Source organism: Arthrobacter sp. TE26545, assembly GCF_056279005.1.
In genome coordinates this window covers 4059798-4078142 of sequence record NZ_JBWBQM010000001.1, presented here as the reverse complement: position 1 = coordinate 4078142, position 18345 = coordinate 4059798, and the positions used below count along the sequence as shown (strand labels likewise).

Annotated in this window: 17 protein-coding genes, 2 tRNA genes and 1 pseudogene; 13 read left to right on the top strand and 7 right to left on the bottom strand. The window is 65.5% G+C overall.

All coding sequences use genetic code 11. The features are described 5' to 3' along the window. The 5 genes from ACZ9CK_RS18635 to pknB are packed head-to-tail and all read left to right on the top strand — an operon-like array spanning position 1 to position 8196. Entirely contained in the window at positions 1-1674 is a 1674-nt protein-coding gene (locus ACZ9CK_RS18635; RefSeq protein ID WP_476050742.1) for a PP2C family protein-serine/threonine phosphatase, read from the top strand. Continuing rightward, positions 1671-3038 (top strand): FtsW/RodA/SpoVE family cell cycle protein, encoded by a 1368-nt coding sequence (locus ACZ9CK_RS18630; protein ID WP_476050741.1) that lies wholly within the window; start codon positions 1671-1673, stop codon positions 3036-3038. Before ACZ9CK_RS18635 ends, ACZ9CK_RS18630 begins: the two co-directional genes overlap by 4 nt. After that, positions 3035-4492, top strand: a complete 1458-nt coding sequence (locus ACZ9CK_RS18625) for a peptidoglycan D,D-transpeptidase FtsI family protein (protein ID WP_426301183.1) — start codon at positions 3035-3037, stop codon at positions 4490-4492. Before ACZ9CK_RS18630 ends, ACZ9CK_RS18625 begins: the two co-directional genes overlap by 4 nt. Next, positions 4489-6267 carry a protein kinase domain-containing protein gene (locus ACZ9CK_RS18620; RefSeq protein WP_476050740.1) on the top strand — a complete coding sequence of 593 codons (1779 nt, stop codon included), beginning with the start codon at positions 4489-4491 and terminating at the stop codon, positions 6265-6267. The genes ACZ9CK_RS18625 and ACZ9CK_RS18620 overlap by 4 nt, the downstream gene beginning before the upstream one ends. Before the next feature lie 6 nt (positions 6268-6273). Further along, positions 6274-8196 (top strand): Stk1 family PASTA domain-containing Ser/Thr kinase, encoded by a 1923-nt coding sequence (gene pknB / locus ACZ9CK_RS18615; protein ID WP_426301179.1) that lies wholly within the window; start codon positions 6274-6276, stop codon positions 8194-8196. 78 nt (positions 8197-8274) lie between these two features. Here the strand turns inward: pknB and ACZ9CK_RS18610 are convergent, their stop codons facing one another. Both ACZ9CK_RS18610 and ACZ9CK_RS18605 read right to left on the bottom strand, forming a co-directional pair. Further along, positions 8275-8916 (bottom strand): aminodeoxychorismate/anthranilate synthase component II, encoded by a 642-nt coding sequence (locus ACZ9CK_RS18610; RefSeq protein ID WP_476050739.1) that lies wholly within the window; start codon positions 8914-8916, stop codon positions 8275-8277. Between the two features lie 170 nt (positions 8917-9086). Beyond that, complete coding sequence (locus tag ACZ9CK_RS18605) at positions 9087-9872, bottom strand: class E sortase (RefSeq protein WP_476050738.1); 786 nt, start codon at positions 9870-9872, stop codon at positions 9087-9089. A gap of 173 nt (positions 9873-10045) precedes the next feature. On the opposite strand from ACZ9CK_RS18605, the gene ACZ9CK_RS18600 reads away from it, so the two are divergent. The 6 genes from ACZ9CK_RS18600 (at position 10046) to ACZ9CK_RS18575 (ending at position 13329) form a co-directional block, all read left to right on the top strand. Next, a complete protein-coding gene (locus ACZ9CK_RS18600) occupies positions 10046-10297 on the top strand; it encodes a cell division protein CrgA (RefSeq protein WP_426301173.1) in 252 nt (83 codons plus the stop codon). A gap of 55 nt (positions 10298-10352) precedes the next feature. Then, positions 10353-10862, top strand: a complete 510-nt coding sequence (locus ACZ9CK_RS18595; protein WP_476050737.1) for a methylated-DNA--[protein]-cysteine S-methyltransferase — start codon at positions 10353-10355, stop codon at positions 10860-10862. Then, positions 10862-11365: an RNA polymerase sigma factor gene (locus ACZ9CK_RS18590; RefSeq protein WP_476050736.1), complete on the top strand. Its 504-nt coding sequence runs from the start codon at positions 10862-10864 to the stop codon at positions 11363-11365. The genes ACZ9CK_RS18595 and ACZ9CK_RS18590 overlap by 1 nt, the downstream gene beginning before the upstream one ends. Then, a complete protein-coding gene (locus ACZ9CK_RS18585; RefSeq protein WP_426301167.1) occupies positions 11362-11991 on the top strand; it encodes a methylated-DNA--[protein]-cysteine S-methyltransferase in 630 nt (209 codons plus the stop codon). The genes ACZ9CK_RS18590 and ACZ9CK_RS18585 overlap by 4 nt, the downstream gene beginning before the upstream one ends. Continuing rightward, on the top strand, positions 11988-12671 hold the full coding sequence (locus ACZ9CK_RS18580; protein WP_476050735.1) for an alpha-ketoglutarate-dependent dioxygenase AlkB family protein: 684 nt from the start codon (positions 11988-11990) through the stop codon (positions 12669-12671). The genes ACZ9CK_RS18585 and ACZ9CK_RS18580 overlap by 4 nt, the downstream gene beginning before the upstream one ends. A gap of 61 nt (positions 12672-12732) precedes the next feature. Then, entirely contained in the window at positions 12733-13329 is a 597-nt protein-coding gene (locus tag ACZ9CK_RS18575) for a DNA-3-methyladenine glycosylase I (RefSeq protein ID WP_426301163.1), read from the top strand. Between the two features lie 833 nt (positions 13330-14162). On the opposite strand, the gene ACZ9CK_RS18570 is transcribed toward ACZ9CK_RS18575, so the two are convergent. Together ACZ9CK_RS18570 and ACZ9CK_RS18565 are read right to left on the bottom strand one after the other, a co-directional pair. Then, positions 14163-15032 carry a rhomboid family intramembrane serine protease gene (locus ACZ9CK_RS18570; RefSeq protein WP_476050734.1) on the bottom strand — a complete coding sequence of 290 codons (870 nt, stop codon included), beginning with the start codon at positions 15030-15032 and terminating at the stop codon, positions 14163-14165. A gap of 21 nt (positions 15033-15053) precedes the next feature. Continuing rightward, positions 15054-15596, bottom strand: coding sequence for a peptidylprolyl isomerase (locus ACZ9CK_RS18565; protein WP_426301159.1), 543 nt, complete (start codon positions 15594-15596; stop codon positions 15054-15056). Between the two features lie 153 nt (positions 15597-15749). Here ACZ9CK_RS18565 and ACZ9CK_RS18560 point away from each other — a divergent pair, with 153 nt between their 5' ends. Both ACZ9CK_RS18560 and ACZ9CK_RS18555 read left to right on the top strand, forming a co-directional pair. Beyond that, positions 15750-16706, top strand: coding sequence for a hypothetical protein (locus tag ACZ9CK_RS18560; protein WP_476050733.1), 957 nt, complete (start codon positions 15750-15752; stop codon positions 16704-16706). A 115-nt stretch (positions 16707-16821) separates the two neighbouring features. Further along, positions 16822-17698, top strand: a pseudogene (locus ACZ9CK_RS18555) (glycosyltransferase family 2 protein). A 142-nt stretch (positions 17699-17840) separates the two neighbouring features. Here ACZ9CK_RS18555 and ACZ9CK_RS18550 read toward each other — a convergent pair. The 3 genes from ACZ9CK_RS18550 to ACZ9CK_RS18540 form a co-directional block, all read right to left on the bottom strand. Further along, positions 17841-17916 (bottom strand) — tRNA-Ala (locus tag ACZ9CK_RS18550). Between the two features lie 72 nt (positions 17917-17988). Further along, entirely contained in the window at positions 17989-18111 is a 123-nt protein-coding gene (locus ACZ9CK_RS18545; RefSeq protein ID WP_245413114.1) for a DLW-39 family protein, read from the bottom strand. Between the two features lie 48 nt (positions 18112-18159). Then, positions 18160-18233, bottom strand: a tRNA-Ile gene (locus ACZ9CK_RS18540). Between the last annotated feature and the right edge of the window lie 112 nt (positions 18234-18345).

Here is an 18345-nt window from a genome sequence, read left to right as displayed (position 1 = left end):
ATGGCTTCACCCCAGTCCTCCGAGGGCAAGCCCACGCCCGAAGGCCGCCCCTTGATCATGCGCTACGCGGCGCGTTCCGACGTCGGCCGCCTCCGCTCCAAGAACGACGATTCGGCTTATGCGGGCCGCTACCTCGCCGTGGTCGCCGACGGCATGGGCGGGCACGCGGGCGGCGACGTCGCCTCGGCATCTACAGTCCTGGACATGATCCACCTGGATCACGATGACTATGCCGAAGGCGCGGATACCGTCCTCGCCGACGAGATCCAGACCGCCAACTCGCTGCTCTCCGAGCTGGTCCACATGGATCCGAAGCTTGCCGGCATGGGCACCACGGTCACGGCACTCCTGCTGGAGGGCAAGCAGCTTCATTTCGCCCATATCGGCGATTCCCGCGCCTACCGGCTGCGCGGCACCAACTTCGAGCAAATCAGCGTGGACCACACCTTCGTCCAGCGGCTCATCGACGAGGGTCGGCTCCGTCCGGAGGAAGCCGAAACCCACCCGCACAAGAACGTCCTCATGCGGGTGCTCGGCGACGTGGACGCGAGCCCGGAGCTGGACCTGGCGGTCCTGGACGTCGAAGCCGGCGAACGCTGGCTGCTCTGTTCGGACGGACTGAACTACGTTCCGGGCCCCGTGGTGGAGCAGGTGGTCCGGGAAACCCGGAACCTTGCCGAGTGCGCCGAACTGCTGATCCAGCTGACGCTTGCAAACGGTGCCCCGGACAACGTCACCGTGGTGATGCTGGAAATCGCCGAAGAAACCGGCGACGACGTCAACACGGCTTCCGTGGACATCGTCGCCCCCGCGGAACCCGCCCCGGGTGACGCCAAGGAAAGCGCGGAGACCGCCAAGGCAGCAGCCGGTGGAACGGCGGCGGACGCCGCCCCTGAATCCGGGAAGTCCGGGAGCACGGCCGCCGCCGCACCGGAGCCCGGTCCAACCACCCTTGGCCCCGCCGACGCCGGCAAGCCCGCCGGCGAGCCACCCGCCGTCACCGACCCGCACCTGGGTGAACACCTCTCCGCGGAAGTCCTCCGCGAAGAACTCGCTTCCCGTCCGCACGAGCTGGTGGGAGCCGCTGCCACCGCCGCCGAAACCGGGTCCATCCCCACGGTGGCCGGCCGCAGCGTGGCCCGCCGGGCTGCCACCATGCTCACCCACAAGGCCGAACAGGACCGCGAAGAAGTCCTGGTGCTGCCCGTTAGGCGGCGCCGTTGGCTCACCGTCCTCGCGGCCGCCCTCCTGGCCGTTTTCATGGTCGCCGGGCTGTGGCTTGGCTACGCCTGGACGCAGACCCGCTTCTATGTCGGCGAATACGACAACAGGGTGGCGATCTTCAACGGAATCTCGCAGCGGCTGGGCCCTATCCAGCTGTCCAAGCTGGAGTCAGTGACGAAACTCCAACTGGGTTCGCTTCCCGAGTTCCAGCAGCAACGAGTCCGGCAGACCATCCCCGCGGACAGCCTTGAGGCCGCGCAGCGCATCGTCGACAACCTTGAGGAGCCGGACGATTCGACCCCGGCTCCGTGCCCGACCCCGAGCGCAAAGCCGGCGCCGAGCGGAAAGGCCACGCCGTCAGCCAAGCCCTCGCCGTCCGCCACCGCCACCCCGTCCGGTTCGCCCACCGCCGGGCCAAGCAACGCTCCATGCGAGGAGGTGTCCCCATGATCCAGGCAGAAACCACGCCAAAGCCCCGCCGCAACGTCGAGCTTGCCCTCCTCGTGCTTGCCCTCGCCGTCGGGATCGGCGCAAGCGCCATGGTGGACCTCAACTCCGAGACCCCGTTCGACAGCGATTTCTGGTTCCAGTCGAGCCTGCTGGCCGTGGCGGCCTTTGCCTTCCATGTTGTCCTGCGCCTACGGGCAAAATATGCCGACCCGGTAATACTTCCGATCGTTGTGGCCCTGAATGGCCTCGGACTGGCCCTCATCCACCGGATGGACGCCCCCGGGGAGGACACCGGCAACAACCAGTTGCGCTGGACACTCATCGCCGTTGCCGTCGCGATCACCGTGATCTGGATCCTCAAGGACCACCGGATCCTGCGCCGCTTCACCTTCATCTCGCTGGCTGCCAGCGCAGTCCTGCTGGTCCTGCCGCTGGTTCCCGGCATCTCGGCCGGCGAGGTACTGGGCGCGAGTGTCTGGATCCGGATTGGTCCCATGACCTTCCAGCCCGGCGAAATCGCCAAGATTACGCTGGCCATATTCTTCGCGGGGTATCTTTCGTCCAACCGGGATCTGATCCTGCTGGCCGGGCGCAAGATCGGGCCTCTGCAGTTCCCGCGCTTCAAGGACATGGGCCCCATGATCACGGCGTGGCTGGTGAGCATCGGCGTCCTGGTCTTCCAGCGTGACCTGGGTTCTTCCGTTCTCTTCTTCGGCCTGTTCATCGTGATGATCTACGTCGCCACCAGCCGCATCAGCTGGGTGGTGATCGGCCTGGCCCTGATCCTGGGCGGCGGCTTCGTGGCCTCGCGGATCTTCGCCCACGTGGGCTTCCGGCTCGACAGTTGGTGGAACGCCTTCACCCCGGAGGTGTACGACCGTTTCCCCGGCGGCAGCCGCCAGATCGTCCAGGGGCTTTTCGGGATGGCCGACGGCGGGCTGGTCGGCACCGGCCTCGGCCAAGGCCGGCCGGACCTCGTTCCCTTCGCCAACAGCGACATGATCATCGCCCTGATCGGCGAGGAACTTGGCCTGATCGGGCTCTTCGCCGTCGTCCTGCTGTACCTGCTGCTGTTTACCCGCGGCTTCCGCGCAGCCCTGGGCACCAGGGACGCCTTCGGCAAACTGCTCGCGTGCGGTTTGTCCTTCGCGATCGCCTTGCAGTGCTTCGTGGTGATCGGCGGCGTGACCCGCCTGATCCCGCTGACGGGCCTCACCACCCCGTTCCTTGCCGCAGGCGGTTCGTCGCTGCTTGCGAACTGGATCATCGTGGGCCTGTTGCTGATGATTTCGCACACCGCCCGGAGCCCCATCGACACAACCCCCATGACCGAGACACCCAGTGAGGCGGTGAAGCAGCCGTGAACCAGTCCATCCGCAGCGCATGGCTTGCCGCCGTCGCCATGTTCGCCCTGATTTTCGGGGCCATCAGCTACGTCCAGGTGGTCGGTGCCGACGAACTCAATGACAATCCGTGGAACCAGCGGGCCGTCCTGGCGGACTACTGCAAGGACCGCGGTGCCATCATCGTGGCCGGCAAGCCGATCGCCGAATCGGTGGCCGGCGACGAAACCTGCAGCTTCCAGCGCAAGTACACGCAGCCGGAACTCTATGCCGGCATCACGGGGTACTTCTCCCGGACGTACGGCGCCAGCGGCCTGGAACAGGAGCTCCGCGACGAACTCGCAGGCAGTTCGGACCAGTTGTTCCTCGACAGGATCAGCCAGGTCTTCCTGGGCCGCCAGGCCAAGGGTGCCTCCGTGGAGCTCACGCTTGACCCGAAAATCCAGAAGCTCGCCTACGAGCTGATCCCGGACGGCCAGCGCGGTTCGATCGTCGTGACGAATCCCAAGACCGGTGCCATCATCGCCATGGTCTCCAAACCGTCGTACGATCCGAACCTGATCGCCACCCATGACGTGGCCAAGGAACAGGCGAGTTTCGAGGAACTCAACAGGATCCGCGGCATCAACCTGAACCAGTCCGTCAGCGGACCCACGGGCGCCCTGCTTGCTCCCGGCTCGGTCTTCAAGCTGATCGACACCGCGGCCGCACTGAACTCCGGCAAGTACAACAAGGACAGCGAGCTGCCCAACCCGGCGAGCCTGCCGTTGCCCGGTTCCTCGGCCTCCCTTCCGAACTACGCCGGCGGCAACTGCTACACCCGGACCACGGCTGACTTCGCCTTCGCGCTGGAGCAGTCCTGCAACACTCCCTTTGCCAGCATCGCCCTTGACCTCGGCCAGGAAGCCATCGCGGAGCAGGCGCGAAAGTTCGGTTTCGGCCAGGACTTCGGCGACCAGCTCAAGCTCCAGTCCGCCGTCAGCGTCTTCCCCACGGACCTGGACGACGCCGCCCTGGCCCAGTCCGCCGTCGGGCAGCGTGACGTCAAGGCGACCCCGCTGCAGATTGCCCTGATGACCGCCGCGATCGCCAACGGTGGCGTGCAGATGAAGCCGAACCTCATCAAGACGGTGCGCGCCCCGGACCTCCGGGTCATCAGCGAGCCCGAGCCGGAAGTCCTCCGCAACTCGACCAGCCCCGCGATCGCCCGCCAGATCACCGAGTGGATGACCGACGTCGTGTCCAAGGGCATCGCCGGCGGCGCCGCCGTCCCGGGCGTGCAGGTGGCCGGCAAGACCGGCACGGCCCAGCTGGGAGACAGCGGTTTGAACAACTCGTGGTTTACCGGGTTTGCCCCGGCCAATGACCCGCAGGTGGCCGTCACCATCGTGATCGAAGGTGTCGATGTAACCACCGGCGCACAGCTAACCAGTCCGAATGCGAAGAAGATCTTTGAGGCGGTGTTGAACAAGTGAGACCTACGTCAGGAATCACCCTCGGCGGCAGGTTCCAGCTGACCAGCCGGATTGCGATAGGCGGGATGGGAGAGGTCTGGAAAGCCAAGGACCAGGTCCTGGGCCGCATCGTCGCCATCAAGGTCCTCAAGGAGGAATACACGGGCGATCCCGGCTTCCTGCAGCGCTTCCGCGCTGAGGCGCGCCACACCGCCCTCCTGAACCACGTGGGTATCGCCAACGTCTTCGACTACGGCGAAGAAGATGGTTCCGCGTACCTCGTCATGGAATTGGTGCCCGGCCAGCCGCTGAGCACCATCCTTGAGCGGGAACGGGTCCTTTCCCCGGACCGGGCCATGTCGATCATTTCGCAGACCGCCCGCGCCCTGGCCGTTGCGCACGCCCAGGGCCTGGTGCACCGGGACGTGAAGCCGGGCAACCTGCTCATCACCCCGGACGGCCGGGTCAAGGTCACGGACTTCGGAATCGCGCGCCTTGCCGACCAGGTCCCGCTGACCCAGACCGGCCAGGTCATGGGAACCGCCCAGTACCTTGCCCCTGAGCAGGCCACCGGGCAGACGGCCACCGGTTCGTCAGACATATATTCCCTGGGCGTTATAGGTTATGAATGTCTCACGGGGCACCGCCCGTTCTCCGGCGAGTCCCAGATTGCCATCGCCCTGGCCCAGGTCAACGATGCGCCGCCGCCGCTTCCGGAGAGCCTCCCCGTCCCCGTCCGCGCCCTGCTGATGTCCATGCTGGCCAAGGATCCCAGGAACCGGCCGGCGGATGCCATCAAGCTGGCCGAGGCCGCCGAAGCAATCCGCGCGGGGAATATTTCCGCAGCCCATGCCGCCGTTCCGGGGATGCTTCTGTTCGAAGACGCCACCGGTCCCATCACTGCGCCCGCCGGCCTCGCCACGGCGCCCACCGGCGTCGTGGCCGCGCACGGCAGGGAGCAGACGACGGCGACCTCCGCCCTTCCGGTGCTCGGCGCCGCTGCGGGTGCCGGGGCGGCCGCGGACCACCTTTCGCGGTCCGACGCCCTGGCAGCGGAGCGCAGCTTCGACCCGGACGAATCCGCCGTGCTCTACGAGGATGAGGAAGAGGACAACTACGAGCCGCAGCCGGAGCGCCGGAAGCGCAGCCCGTGGACCTGGCCGCTCATCGCCCTGCTGCTGCTTCTCCTCTTTGCCGGCCTGGGCTTCCTGCTGACCCAGATGGGCCTCTTCAACCCGACGTCGCCGGCGCCCTCGTCCAGCACGAGCAGCCCGGTTTCGAGCAGCGCTCCGCCTAGTTCCGCGTCGCCCAGCGCCACGGAAACCTCGCCGACGCCGTCGCCGAGCGAAACCACGCCGGACACGGTCAACCTCATTCCGGAGCAGTACCTCGGCCGCCCTTACGAGACCGTCCGCAGCGAGCTGATCGACCTTGGTTTCGTGGTCAAGGGAACCGAAAAGTTCGATCCGTCCACCCAAGGAACAGTGACGAACATCGAGCCTTCCGGTCCGGTCGCCAAGGGTGAGACGATCGCCGTCACCTATTCGAAGGGCCCGGAAAAGATCGCTGTTCCCAACATCGCGGCCGGCGCCACTGAAGCCCAGGTACGGGCCGCCATCGAAGGCGCAGGCCTGCGCTGGGTGAAGGGTGACGCCGTCGAAGGTGCAGTCGGGCAGGCACCGGACACCTTCGTCAGCTCGGAACCCGCCGCGGGCACCGAGGTCAACGCGGGCGCCACCGTCGTCTACCATCTGTCCAAGGCCAAAGCCTCGCCCTCCGCCTCGTCTGGCAAATAGGAAAGCATGACTACCCGACGTTCAGGACCTGCACACAGAGAGGACAGCATTCCGGTGACAGCCCAACGCGTCCTCAACGGGCGGTATGAACTGGGAGAGCTGCTGGGCCGCGGCGGCATGGCCGATGTGCACCGCGGCACGGACACGCTCCTCGGACGCACTGTCGCCGTGAAACTGCTCCGCCCGGACCTGGCCCGGGATCCGCAGTTCCAGGCCCGGTTCAAGCGTGAAGCGCACGCCGTGGCGTCGTTGAACCATCCCTCGATCGTGGCGATCTACGACACCGGCGACTACACGGTCGACGGCGGCCACGGCGAGACCGTCCGGGTGCCGTACATCGTCATGGAGTACGTGTCCGGCCGGACGCTGCGGGAACTCATCCGCAGCAAGGAACTGGACATCGACCAGGCCGTGGAGCTCTGCCTCGGCGTCCTGTCCGCGCTCGAGTACAGCCACAAGGCCGGGATCGTCCACCGCGACATCAAGCCCGGCAACGTGATGGTCGGCGAAGACAACAGCGTGAAAGTGATGGACTTCGGCATTGCCCGGGCCATCGCGGATTCCGCCGCCACCATGACCCAGACGCAGGCAGTTGTGGGGACCGCCCAGTACCTTTCCCCGGAACAGGCCCGCGGCGAGACCGTGGACGCCCGGAGCGACCTCTACTCTGCGGCCTGCCTGCTTTTTGAGATGCTGACTTCACGCCCGCCGTTCACGGGCGACAGCCCCGTCTCTCTGGCGTACCAGCATGTCCGGGAAACCCCCGCAGCACCGAGCAGCTTCAATCCCGAGGTTTCCGAAGCACTCGACAGCGTCCTGGCGAAGGGCCTGCAGAAGGAGCGGGCGGACCGCTTCCAGGACGCTGCTGCCTTCCGCCGTGCACTGCGCGCCGCCCGCAACGGCATCGCCGTCCCCGCGGTCCCGGCGCCGGAAGCAGGTGACGTCACGGACGACGGCGGGCCGGAAGCCTCGCAGGACTCCGCGCCGGAGACCCTGGTCGGCTTCACGGGCATCGGATTCCTTGACGTCCAGCCGCCGGCCCGGGTCAGCGGGGAGGACCCGCTGCCGGCAAGCTACATCGACGAGCCCGACGACGATGCGATGCCGCTGGGCTTCCCGCCGGAACGTGAGCGCACGCGGCGGCAGAAGTCGCGGCGCCGGGCGTGGACCGCCGTCGTCATCCTCTTTACGGTGCTGGTCCTGGCAGGGGTCGGTCTGGGCCTCTACTACTTCATGAACCAGAAGCCGGTAGAACCGGTCAAGATCCCGATCCCGTCGGTCGCGAACATGAGCGAAGCGGATGCCATCCGCACGCTCTACGATGCGAAGCTCGTTCCCGACGCTCCCGTGCGGGTGAACGACGACAAAATCCCGCAGGGAACAGCGATCGGCACGGATCCGTCCGTGGGCACGGAGGTGGTCCTGGGAAGCCATGTCACCCTGAAGGTCTCCGACGGGCCGAGTTCCGTCACGGTGCCCAAGGACCTGGCGAACCAGACCGAGGCCGCCGCGCGGGACATGCTGCGCGTGGCGGGCCTGACGGCTACCACCATCATCGGGAACAGCCCCTCCGTTCCGGCAGGCTCCGTCATCCGGAGCAACCCTGCGCCCGGCGCGGTCGTGGCCCCTGGAAGCCGTGTTGAACTGGTGGTTTCGAGCGGCAAGGTCAAGATGCCGCAACTCATCAAACTTCCAAAAGACGAAGCTGAAAAGGCGCTGACCGACCTCGGGCTCACCATGAAGGTCGTGGAGCAGGAGAACAGCGTCCTTGCCCCCGGGATCGTCACCGCCCAGAGCATCCCGGAGGGGACCCTCGCAGAGCAGGGCAGCATCATTACCGTGACGATCACCAAGGCCCCGGCGCCGGAGCCGACGCCCTCCGAGTCGGCGACGCCCAAGCCGAGCGCAAGCGGCGGCAAGAAGGGCTAGCGTCCGGAGGCGGCCCCGTAAGAGGTGCCGACCCCGCAAGAGGTGCCGGCGGGGATTCCGCCGGCACCGGACGGGCAGCTAGCGCTGGATCAGCGGGCTGAGCGTCGCAGCCTTCGCTGCGGCTCCGGCCATGCCCAGCGATTCAAGCCAGTTGCCGAGCATCTGGTAGCCGCCTTCGGTGAGCACCGACTCCGGGTGGAACTGCACGCCGCACAGCGGGGCGGTCTTGTGCTGCAGGCCCATGATCACGCCGTTCGCGGTTTCGGCCGTGATCTCCAGGACGTCCGGAATGGTCTCGCGGACGGCAGCCAGTGAGTGGTACCGGGTGGCCGTCACGGGGGACGGCAGGCCGGCGAAGACGCTCTTGCCCTCATGCTGCACCGGCGAAGTCTTGCCGTGCATCAGCTCCGGCGCGTGGGTGACCGTTCCGCCGTACGCTTCGGCAAGCGCCTGGTGGCCCAGGCAGACGCCGAACATGGGCTTGTTGTTATCGCCGCACCATTTGATGAGCTCAATGCAGACTCCTGCTTCTGCCGGCGTCCCCGGGCCGGGGGAGATCAGGACGCCGTCACGGGCATCGGCAAGCTCGATCGCCTCCGCGAGGGTGACGTCGTCGTTGCGGACCACGGTGGTTTCCGCGCCGAGCTCCTGCAGGTAGCCCACCAGGGTGTAGACGAAGCTGTCGTAATTGTCGACGACGAGGATTTTAGTTGTGCTCATGGCTGCTGTACTGAACCAATCGTTGAGTTGGTGAGGGTGGTGAACTGGGACATCCAAGGGAAGAGGAACTGCACCATCAGGACCAGTATTCCTGCGATGAGTGCCGCCGAGGTCAATATGCGCGTCCATAACGGACCAGGCAGGTGCCGGAAAATCCATCCGTACATATCTCAGGCCTTTCCGCGGGTCTTGGCCGCGAGGGCGGCGATTTCCGACGGCGGTCCGGCGGACGCCGGCTGCCAGCTTTCCAGCAGCGAATACGCAATGAACCGTTCCGCGGAGCCGAAACGCGGGTTGCAGCTGGTCATGGTGAGGTAGCTGTCCCGGGGTTGCACACCGGCTTTGGTGGGAACCGGGAGCAGGACGTCCGTGCGGGAGGGCAGCACGATCTGGTTGTTCCGATACACGTAGGTGTAATAGCCGGTCTTGGTCTGGACATAGATCCGGTCGCCCGGCACCAGTTCGTGGATGTTGTCCAGCACGGCGCCGTGAGTCTGGCGGTGGCCGGCAACTGCGAAGTTTCCGGCTGCCCCGGGCATGCTGGTTCCCTCGTAGTGTCCGAGGCCAAGGGAATCCAGGACGTCCGCACCGGTGCCTTGGACGATGGGCCGCGAGTAGTCCGCCCCGAACCTGGGAACGTACATGATGCCGATCGTCTCCCCGTAGCCCGGCGCCGCGGAGACCCTCGGTTTCCCGTAGTCGGTGTTCCCCGCCGGGGGAGCGAGGGGTCCTGTGAATTCCCTGGCGAACGCGTCGATGGCCTGGCCCTGGCTGGCGTCGGCTTCCACATTGGTCCACCAGAATTCCCAGGCCACAAAGAGCAGCAGCACGATGCCGGCAGTCAGGAAGAGTTCGCCGACGAGCTGCAGGCTCTTCCGGACGACGCTGCGCTCATTCCGGCGGCGGGGAAAGTCGACGGGCACAGCAGCGGAGGCCTCCGACTGCTGCTGCGTCACGGGGGTCTCCTCTGTCCGGGAAACGGCCGCACGGAGCGTCTTCGAAGTCCGGCTAGACTTGGCAGCTAGAGACGAACCTGGAAGTACCGCGAACGCGCAGACCGCTGGAATTTTCCTTCCTGCAGGATACCAAGCCGGCACGCGGCCCTTCATTCAAAGGCCAAGGAGGAACCGTGCCCGAGTCAAAGCCCCGCAAGCGGCCTGCCCGCACTGTTGAGACCGCAGCCAAGGAGCAGTACAAGCCGAACCCGGTCTGGTTCAAGCCGGTGATGTTCGGCCTCATGATCATCGGCCTGCTGTGGATCATCACCTTCTACATCACCGGCGGCCAGTTTCCGGTGGCGGCGTGGGAATCCTGGAACATCGTGGCAGGCTTCGGAATCGCGATCGTGGGCTTCCTGATGACCACGCGCTGGCGTTCCTGAGCAGCGTCTCCGGAAACCGGCCTCACATTCCGCCCGCCTGCAGCGTCTACTTGATATGAGCAACAGGCACACCATCATCGAGTCCCCGCTCGGGGCCCTGACGTTGACGTCCCGGGACGGGGTGCTCAGCGGGATCTTCTACGAGGGCCACTGGCATATGCCTCCCAAGGAATTCTTCGGCGAACGTGCGGCCCCCTCGGATCGGGTCTTCGCCCCGGCCGTGGCTCAGCTTCGTGAATACCTGCGCGGGGAACGGACGGCCTTCGAGCTCGAGTACCAGGCCCAGGGCAACGACTTCCAGGAACGCGTCTGGGCCCGGCTTGAACACATTCCCTACGGGGAAACCGTCAGCTACGGAGCCCTCGCCGCCGAACTCGGCGACCCCAACCTTGCCCAGGCCGTGGGATCGGCGGTGGGCCGGAACCCGCTAAGCATCGTCATTCCCTGTCACCGTGTGGTCGGCAGCGACGGCCGCCTCACCGGTTACGCCGGCGGCCTCGCGAACAAGCGCTTCCTGCTCGAGCTCGAGGAGCCCGCCACCGTGAAGGAAAGCAAGCTCTTCTGATGGGCAAGCCGCCCTTTGAGAGGATCGTCAGCGTCCACGGGGCCGTGGTGTTGCGGGTCTGCCATGCCGTGCTCGGTGCCCACGATGCCGAAGACGCCTGGTCCGAGACGTTCCTGTCCGCCCTGAAGGCATACCCGGATCTGCCGGAGGACGCCAGGGTGCAGGCCTGGCTCATCACCATCGCCCACCGCAAGGCCATCGACATCCTCCGCACCCGGCAGCGGCAGGCCCTGCCCATGGACGATCTCCCGCCCCGTGAATCCCCGCTCGGCATTCCGGGCGGGGGACACCCGGAGGTGCTCGACGCCGTCGGGCAGCTTCCGCCGAAACAGCGCCAGGCCGTGGCTTACCACTACCTTGCGGGACTGCCGTACAAAGACGTTTCCGAGCTGCTGGGGGTTACCCCCGAGGCCGCGCGGCGCGCCGGCGCCGACGGCGTCAAGGCCCTGCGTGCCGCCCTCGCAGACACGTCCAGCCCGGCTTCGAAAGGAACAAGCCGATGAACATCGAGCAGATGGACAACGAAGCGCTGCTGCCGGACGGATTCCTGCCCGGCCTGGGGGAGCCAGCTCCCGGCAAGCTCGAGCGCCTGCACGCCCGCCTCGCGGCTGCCGCCGCGGACCGGCAGCTCATCGACGTTTCCTACCGCACCGTCGATTCCCCGCTCGGCAGGCTCTTGCTGGCCGCCACGGAACGCGGCCTGGTGCGCGTCGCTTTCGCCCTGGAGGACCACGACGCCGTGCTGCAGGCTCTGGCCGACAAGCTGGGTCCGCGGATCCTGGAGGCGCCGTCCCGCCTGGACGGCGCGGCCCGCCAGCTCGACGAGTACTTCGCCGGCGCCCGTCGCAGTTTCGACATCCCGCTGGATTTCGCGCTGAGCCGCGGCTTCCGGCTGAGCGTGCTGGAGCACCTTCCGCACATCGCCTACGGCAGCACCGAAAGCTACGCCCAGGTGGCGAAGGCGGCGGGCAGCCCGAAAGCGGTCCGCGCCGTCGGCTCCGCCTGCGCACGGAACCCGCTGCCCGTCGTCGTTCCCTGTCACCGGGTGGTGCGCTCGGATGGCTCCTTCGGCGGGTATCTTGGCGGGCCGGAGGCCAAGCGGACCCTGCTGGCGCTGGAGGCCGCATGACCGAACCGTTGTTCCCGCCGGAGCTGCTTTCCCTGCCCGACGCCGGCCCCCAGGGGATAGCGGAAGGCGCCGTCCATGTGCCGGGCTGGCTGAGCACGGAGCAGCAGCGCTGGATCGCGGCCCGCTTCGGCGAATGGGCAGCGGGTCCAGTGCCACCGAGGGCTGCCGTGCTGCCCGGCGGGCATCCGATGTCCGTCCGGACTGTCTGCCTCGGGTGGCACTGGCAGCCCTACCGGTACACGCGGGAAGCGTTGGACGTCAACGGCCGCCGGGTGCTGGATTTCCCGGATTGGATGGTCAGGCTTGGCCGCAAGGCCCTTGCTGCGGCCGGCTCGCTGCCGGAAACGGCGGCTGGTTACACGCCGGACACGGCGTTGGTGAACTACTACGATGATGCGGCCAGAATGGGCATGCACCAGGACAAGGACGAGCGCTCCCCGGCACCCGTGGTCTCCCTGAGCATCGGCGACAGCTGCGTATTCCGTTTCGGCAATACCGAAGGCCGCGGCAAGCCGTACACGGACGTGGTCCTGCGTTCCGGGGACCTCTTCGTTTTCGGCGGAGCGTCCCGTTTCGCCTACCACGGGGTGGTCAAGGTACACCCGGGCACAGCCCCGCAGGACTGCGGGCTGGAGCGCGGCCGGATCAACATCACCATGCGCGTCACCGGGATGTCGTAGCAATGTCGCAGCCAGGGCGCACAATGTCCACAGCAGCTTTGAACGTCCTTTGGAGGCACCCATGACACCGGCAGGCACCATCCTCGGCGAAGACGGCCTGGCACGTCCGCCCTGGGCAGCCACCGATCCTTTGCTTCGGGAGTACTACGACACCGAGTGGGGCATGCCGGTCCTGGATGAACACGGCCTGTACGAACGCATCAGCCTCGAAGGCTTCCAGGCCGGTTTGTCCTGGGCCACCATCCTGCGCAAACGGGAGGCGTTCCGTGCGGCATTCCTGGACTTCGACCCGGAGAAGGTGGCTCGCTTCGGCGAGGCCGACGTGGAGCGACTCATGCTGGATGCCGGGATCGTGCGGAACCGCTTGAAGATCCGGGCGGCGATCACCAACGCCAATGCCACCCTCGCCCTGCGGTCCGACGGCGGGCTGGTGAACTTTGTGTGGTCTTTCCGACCGGAGGCAACGCCGGCGCCCGCAACTGTCGCGGACCTTGCCACCCAGTCACCGGAGTCAGTCGCCCTGTCCAAAGCGCTGCGTAAGAAAGGTTTCGCTTTCGTCGGCCCCACCACCATGTACGCGCTGATGGAAGCCATCGGCATGATCGACACTCATCTTGTGGGCAGCCACCGCCGCGGGAGCTCCGGCATCTGGGACTGAAACCGCCGTCCCCGGCTGTCCACAAAAGTGGGCAACTTTATCCACAGCTGTGGAAAGATGATGTGGAAAGCAGCTCCAACAGCCCCGGAAGCCCGGTTTTCCGGGGTGTTCGAAGGACCGCTCTCGCTTGCCACGTTTTCCCCATGTGAACAAGGCTGTGGATCGTGGCCGGGGCTTCACCAAATGTTCATGGCATCGGGATGGAGAACTTCACCTCCGTGGACGAGGCACGGCGCACGCATTAGACAGCGCGCGGCGTTCCGGGGCCGGCATGACTCCAGGCCGGAAGTTACGCACTTAACAACAGGCCGCTTCCCACAAGTTATCCACAACTGGGGAAAAGCTGTGGTTACCTCCTCCGGAAACCCGCGGATTGCAGGGCTTTTCGGCGTGATTTAAGGGCTAGAACTACAACGGTGTGAGTTATTAACAGTGTTGAAAAGCCTGTTGATATCGCCAGCCGAGGGCGGCGGATTGCGGTTCTCCAAGGACTTTTCCACATCGTCCGAACGCGTGGCCGATTTGTCCACATAACCACAAGACTGTGTAGCAAAGTTATCCACAGCTGTGGATGGATTTGGGTATTTCGTCTGCTGTGCCCCCGGTAGCGGCGCGGACAAGGGAGGCGTCGAATGAACTACACAGCTGTAAGTTACACACAGTGTGGATAACGGCTGTGGAAAGTCTCGGCAGGTTTACCCGGAACGCTCAACGTCACTCCGTTCGGTGGAGTCCCGCTCCAGTTCAGTAAGGGGGAGATCAATGAACGGCATCTTGCCAGTTTGCTCCGCGAGGCTCTGGGCCCACAGGAGAGGTGGAAAAGTCAGCCGCCCTTAGACGGACGCCGTGCGGAAGACTGTGACAAGGACAAGCAGCAGCGCGACGACGGCGAGACCGCCGGCCTGGAAAAGGACGCGGCGTGGTCCGCGGGGAGCATATGCGACAGCGGCGGCGCCGAGGGCCCCGGTGATGAACCCACCGAGGTGTGCCTGCCAGGCGATGCCCGCGACCATGAAACCGATGACCCCGTTGATGGCGATGAGGATCCACAATTGCGTGGTGTCGCCGCCGCGGTGCCGCTGGATCACCAGCAAGGCGCCGAACAAGCCGAAGATTGCACCGGAGGCGCCCACCACTGCGGTGACAGGAAGCAACGGGGTGAGAAGGAAGTAGCCTGCCGAGCCGCCGATCGCGGACAACAGGTAAATGGCAAGGAAGCGCGCCCGCCCGAGCAGGGGCTCCAAGGCCTGGCCGAAGATCCACAAGGTGTACATGTTGAGCGCGATGTGGAGCACGAAGCCTTGTGAATGAAGGAAAGCGGCGGTGAGCATGCGCCAGGGCTCAAACTGGCCGTACTGCGGATCTGCGAAAACGGACGCGAAGGCGAAGTTCTGGAAAATAGCGTCCCCGGGAACGATCCACTGCAGGACGTAGACCAGGACGCATGCGGCGATCAGCGCGAGCGTCGCCACCGGCCGGCCCGCAACGGCGGTGCCGCCATAGACGGAACGTACTGACGGCGTCGAACGCTTCAGTTCGTTGACGCAGTCAATGCATTGGAACCCGACGGCGGCCGCCCGCTGGCATTCCGGGCACGCCGGGCGCCCGCAACGCTGGCACCGCACATAGGAGGGCCGGTCGGGATGCCGGGGGCATACCGGAACGCCTGCTGACGGCCCGGCCGCCGGGTATCCAAAGCTCATGTGCTGTTCAGGCTCCGGGAATCAGAGCTGGACGACGTCGATGCTGTTGATGACGACGTCTTCGACAGGGCGGTCGCCCATGCCGGTGCGGACGGCCTCGATGGAGTCGACGACCTTCTTGGACTCGTCGTCGGCGACTTCACCGAAGATGGAGTGCTTGCCGAACAGCCAGTCGGTGTTGACGGTGGTGATGAAGAACTGGGAGCCGTTAGTGCCCTTGCCCATCTGGATGCCGGCGTTGGCCATTGCCAGCTTGTACGGCGTGTTGAAGTTCAGTTCCGGGTGGATCTCGTCGTCGAACTTGTAGCCAGGACCGCCGACGCCGCGGCCCAGCGGGTCGCCACCCTGGATCATGAAGTCCTTGATGATGCGGTGGAAGATGGTGCCGTCGTACAGCGGGGTGCCGGTCTTGTCTTCGCCGGTCTCCGGGTGGGTCCAGGACTTCTCACCGGTGGCGAGGCCGACGAAGTTGGCCACTGTCTTGGGCGCGTGGTTGCCGAAGAGGTTCACCACGATGTCGCCGAGGCTGGTGTGGATGGTTGCTTTTGCGGTTGCAATGGTCATGGCCCCCATTCTTTCATGCACGGTCAACGCGGCAGGGGCCCGAAAGCCGGTTCCGCGCTCGGTGAAATCTCCCGGATTACCTCGGATGAATAGCCGGTGCACGTCTGGCGACGTAGGCTAACAACAAACGAGCATGTGTATCGGGAGGTAGTTGTGAAGAAATCAGACCGGATTGCCCGCGACCTTGAGCACTCTGTGGCAGCAGGAGTAGATACCGCCAAAGACTGGGCTGCACCACGCGTCGAAGCTGCCGTGAACTGGGCAGTTCCCCGCATCCAGCATGGAATCGATACCGCCTCGCCGAAGATCCAGGAAGGGCTTAAGTCGGCCGCACACAACCTGGCCGACGGCGTCGCAACCGTTACCCCGAAGCTCCAGGAGGGCCTGGCGAACCTCGCCCCGAAGATCCACGACGCCGTCGAGGACGCCTCGCCGAAGATCCAGGAAGCCTTGAACAAGGCAACCCCCGCCCTCGGCGTCGCCCGCGACAAAGTGGTGGAGGAGTACCTGCCGAAACTGTCCGAGCAGCTTGGCCAGGCGTCCACCGCCGTGCACCATGTCCTCGAAAATGCGCCCGCCCAGGTTGACGCCGTCGCCCAGAAACTGGTGGATTCCGGCGTCGTCCACAACCTCCAGGACCAGGCACAGGCCGCCGGAGCCCAGTTCAAGACGGTTGCCGAAGAAACGGGCAAGGCGGTCGCCGCCGAGCTCGGACGCAAGGAGAAACCCAAGAAGCGCGGCCTCCTGATCGTCACGGTGATCGCTGCGGCCGTGGCTGCAGGTGTTGCCGCCTGGAAGGCGTCCAAGCCGGTTGAGGACCCGTGGAAGACCCCGGTTCCCGTGACGCCTGCGCCGAACTCTTCCCCGATTCCGTTCCCGACGCCGGACGCGGTCAAGGCAGAGGGGGAGGCCGCCGGATCGGTCAAGGACACCGTCACGGAGACCGTCAAGGAAGCCGCTGAGGAGGTCGCGGACAAGGCGGCCGAAGTTGTGGAGGAAGCGAAGGAAACCGCCGCCAAGGTGGCCACCGATGCCAAGACCGCGGTGAAGAACATCGCCGCAAGCCTGCACAAGGATGAAGACAAGGACAGCAGCAAGTCCGAGGGCTGACCCCGGACCAACCTTCCAATGAGGGGACTCCGCGTGGCGGGGTCCCCTCATCGTTTGTCCACACGTCACCGGCAGCTCCCTCGCGGGCGGGAAAGCTGGTGTTAGATTTATCTGGATGTCAGCCGATAGATCGCCCGAAGAACCCGCACCTTCTGACGCACCCAGGCCGGAAGTCTCCATCGTCATCCCGGCGTACAACGAGGAAAGCGTCATCAGACAGTGCCTCATCGCCGCCATTTACCAGTCGGTTCCCGCGGCCGAGATCATCGTCGTGGACAACATGTCCACCGACCGCACAGCCCTGATCGTGGCCCAGATGCAGCAGGAATACCCTGAAAGTCCGATCCTCCTGCTGAGCCAGGACCAGGCACAGGGCCTCATCCCCACCCGCAACTTCGGGCTCAACCATGCCACGGGCGACGTCCTGGGGCGCATCGACGCTGACTCAGTGCTGGAACCCGACTGGGTGGAACAAGTCCAGAACGCCTTCATGGACCCGGATGTCCAGGCCGCCACCGGCCCGGTGGTGTACTACGACATGCCCATGCGCCGCTTCGGGCTCAAGGCCGACGACAAGATGCGCCAACTCATGCTCCGCCTGGCCAAGCACCAGTACCACTTCCTCTTCGGATCCAACATGGCGCTGCGCCGCACTGCCTGGGAAACCATCCGCGACGAAGCCTGCCTGGACGAAAAGGATGAGATGCACGAGGACATCGACCTCTCACTGCATCTGGCCGAGCACGAGCTGCGGATCCAGTACTGGCCGCAGATGGTGTCCGGCATGTCGGCCCGCCGGCTTGAGGATTCACCGCGGGACTACCGCTACTACGTGACGCGCTTCGACCGGACCTACAAGGCGCACAACGTCAAGAAGATGGCCTTGAAGGCTCCCATGGGTCGTCTTCTTCTCGGTGTACTTCCCGGCCAAGCTGCTGCGCGCCATCCACACCGCGAGCTCCAGCCAGAGCGTCCGCCGCGGCGGCCAGTAAACGCCAGCGAACTGCGCTGCCCGGCGGCCCGTACCGGAAGCGGCGGTGACCGGGTGTCCGCCGTCGCCGCTTGTGCGGCGTCATGTCGTGTTTTTGGGAAAACGAAAGAGTCCCGGTCATTCCTGACCGGGACTCTTTTCTATGGTGGAGGCACGGGGACTCGAACCCCGAACCCCCTGCTTGCAAAGCAGGTGCGCTACCAATTGCGCCATGCCCCCATAAGAAGCAACCCATCAATACTACCGCAGAACTTGCACTGGCTTTCACCAGCTCCGTTCCGCCGATCCTGGCTAATCAACCGTATCGGTTGCCTGGCTCCAGACCGTCTTCCGGGCTTCGGACTCCTGCACCTTCCGGTAGAGCAGGACGCCTGCGATCGCAGCTGCCACAATCAGCAACTTCTTCACATGCACCCCGTTCCGGTCCTTGCGGACCTTTACCGTGGAACCGTGCAGGTTCCGTGGGCGTACCAGGACTTGAACCTGGGACCTCTTCGTTATCAGCGAAGCGCTCTAACCGCCTGAGCTATACGCCCCGATGCCTCATCGGGCCGAGATATGACTCTACAGCACATCCCGGCCCGATCTCAAATCGAGGCATTCGGCCCCGCTTTTCCGTCGAAATTCCGCGGATTTCCGGGGATTTTG

Bases quoted from the DNA above. Each gene is read 5' to 3' on its own strand.
- ACZ9CK_RS18635 (WP_476050742.1), top strand. From the start codon at position 1: ATGGCTTCACCCCAGTCCTCCGAGGGCAAGCCCACGCCCGAAGGCCGC.
- ACZ9CK_RS18630 (WP_476050741.1), top strand. From the start codon at position 1,671: ATGATCCAGGCAGAAACCACGCCAAAGCCCCGCCGCAACGTCGAGCTT.
- pknB (WP_426301179.1), top strand. From the start codon at position 6,274: ATGACTACCCGACGTTCAGGACCTGCACACAGAGAGGACAGCATTCCG.
- ACZ9CK_RS18610 (WP_476050739.1), bottom strand. From the start codon at position 8,916: ATGAGCACAACTAAAATCCTCGTCGTCGACAATTACGACAGCTTCGTC.
- ACZ9CK_RS18595 (WP_476050737.1), top strand. From the start codon at position 10,353: ATGAGCAACAGGCACACCATCATCGAGTCCCCGCTCGGGGCCCTGACG.
- ACZ9CK_RS18590 (WP_476050736.1), top strand. From the start codon at position 10,862: ATGGGCAAGCCGCCCTTTGAGAGGATCGTCAGCGTCCACGGGGCCGTG.
- ACZ9CK_RS18585 (WP_426301167.1), top strand. From the start codon at position 11,362: ATGAACATCGAGCAGATGGACAACGAAGCGCTGCTGCCGGACGGATTC.
- ACZ9CK_RS18580 (WP_476050735.1), top strand. From the start codon at position 11,988: ATGACCGAACCGTTGTTCCCGCCGGAGCTGCTTTCCCTGCCCGACGCC.
- ACZ9CK_RS18575 (WP_426301163.1), top strand. From the start codon at position 12,733: ATGACACCGGCAGGCACCATCCTCGGCGAAGACGGCCTGGCACGTCCG.
- ACZ9CK_RS18570 (WP_476050734.1), bottom strand. From the start codon at position 15,032: ATGAGCTTTGGATACCCGGCGGCCGGGCCGTCAGCAGGCGTTCCGGTA.
- ACZ9CK_RS18565 (WP_426301159.1), bottom strand. From the start codon at position 15,596: ATGACCATTGCAACCGCAAAAGCAACCATCCACACCAGCCTCGGCGAC.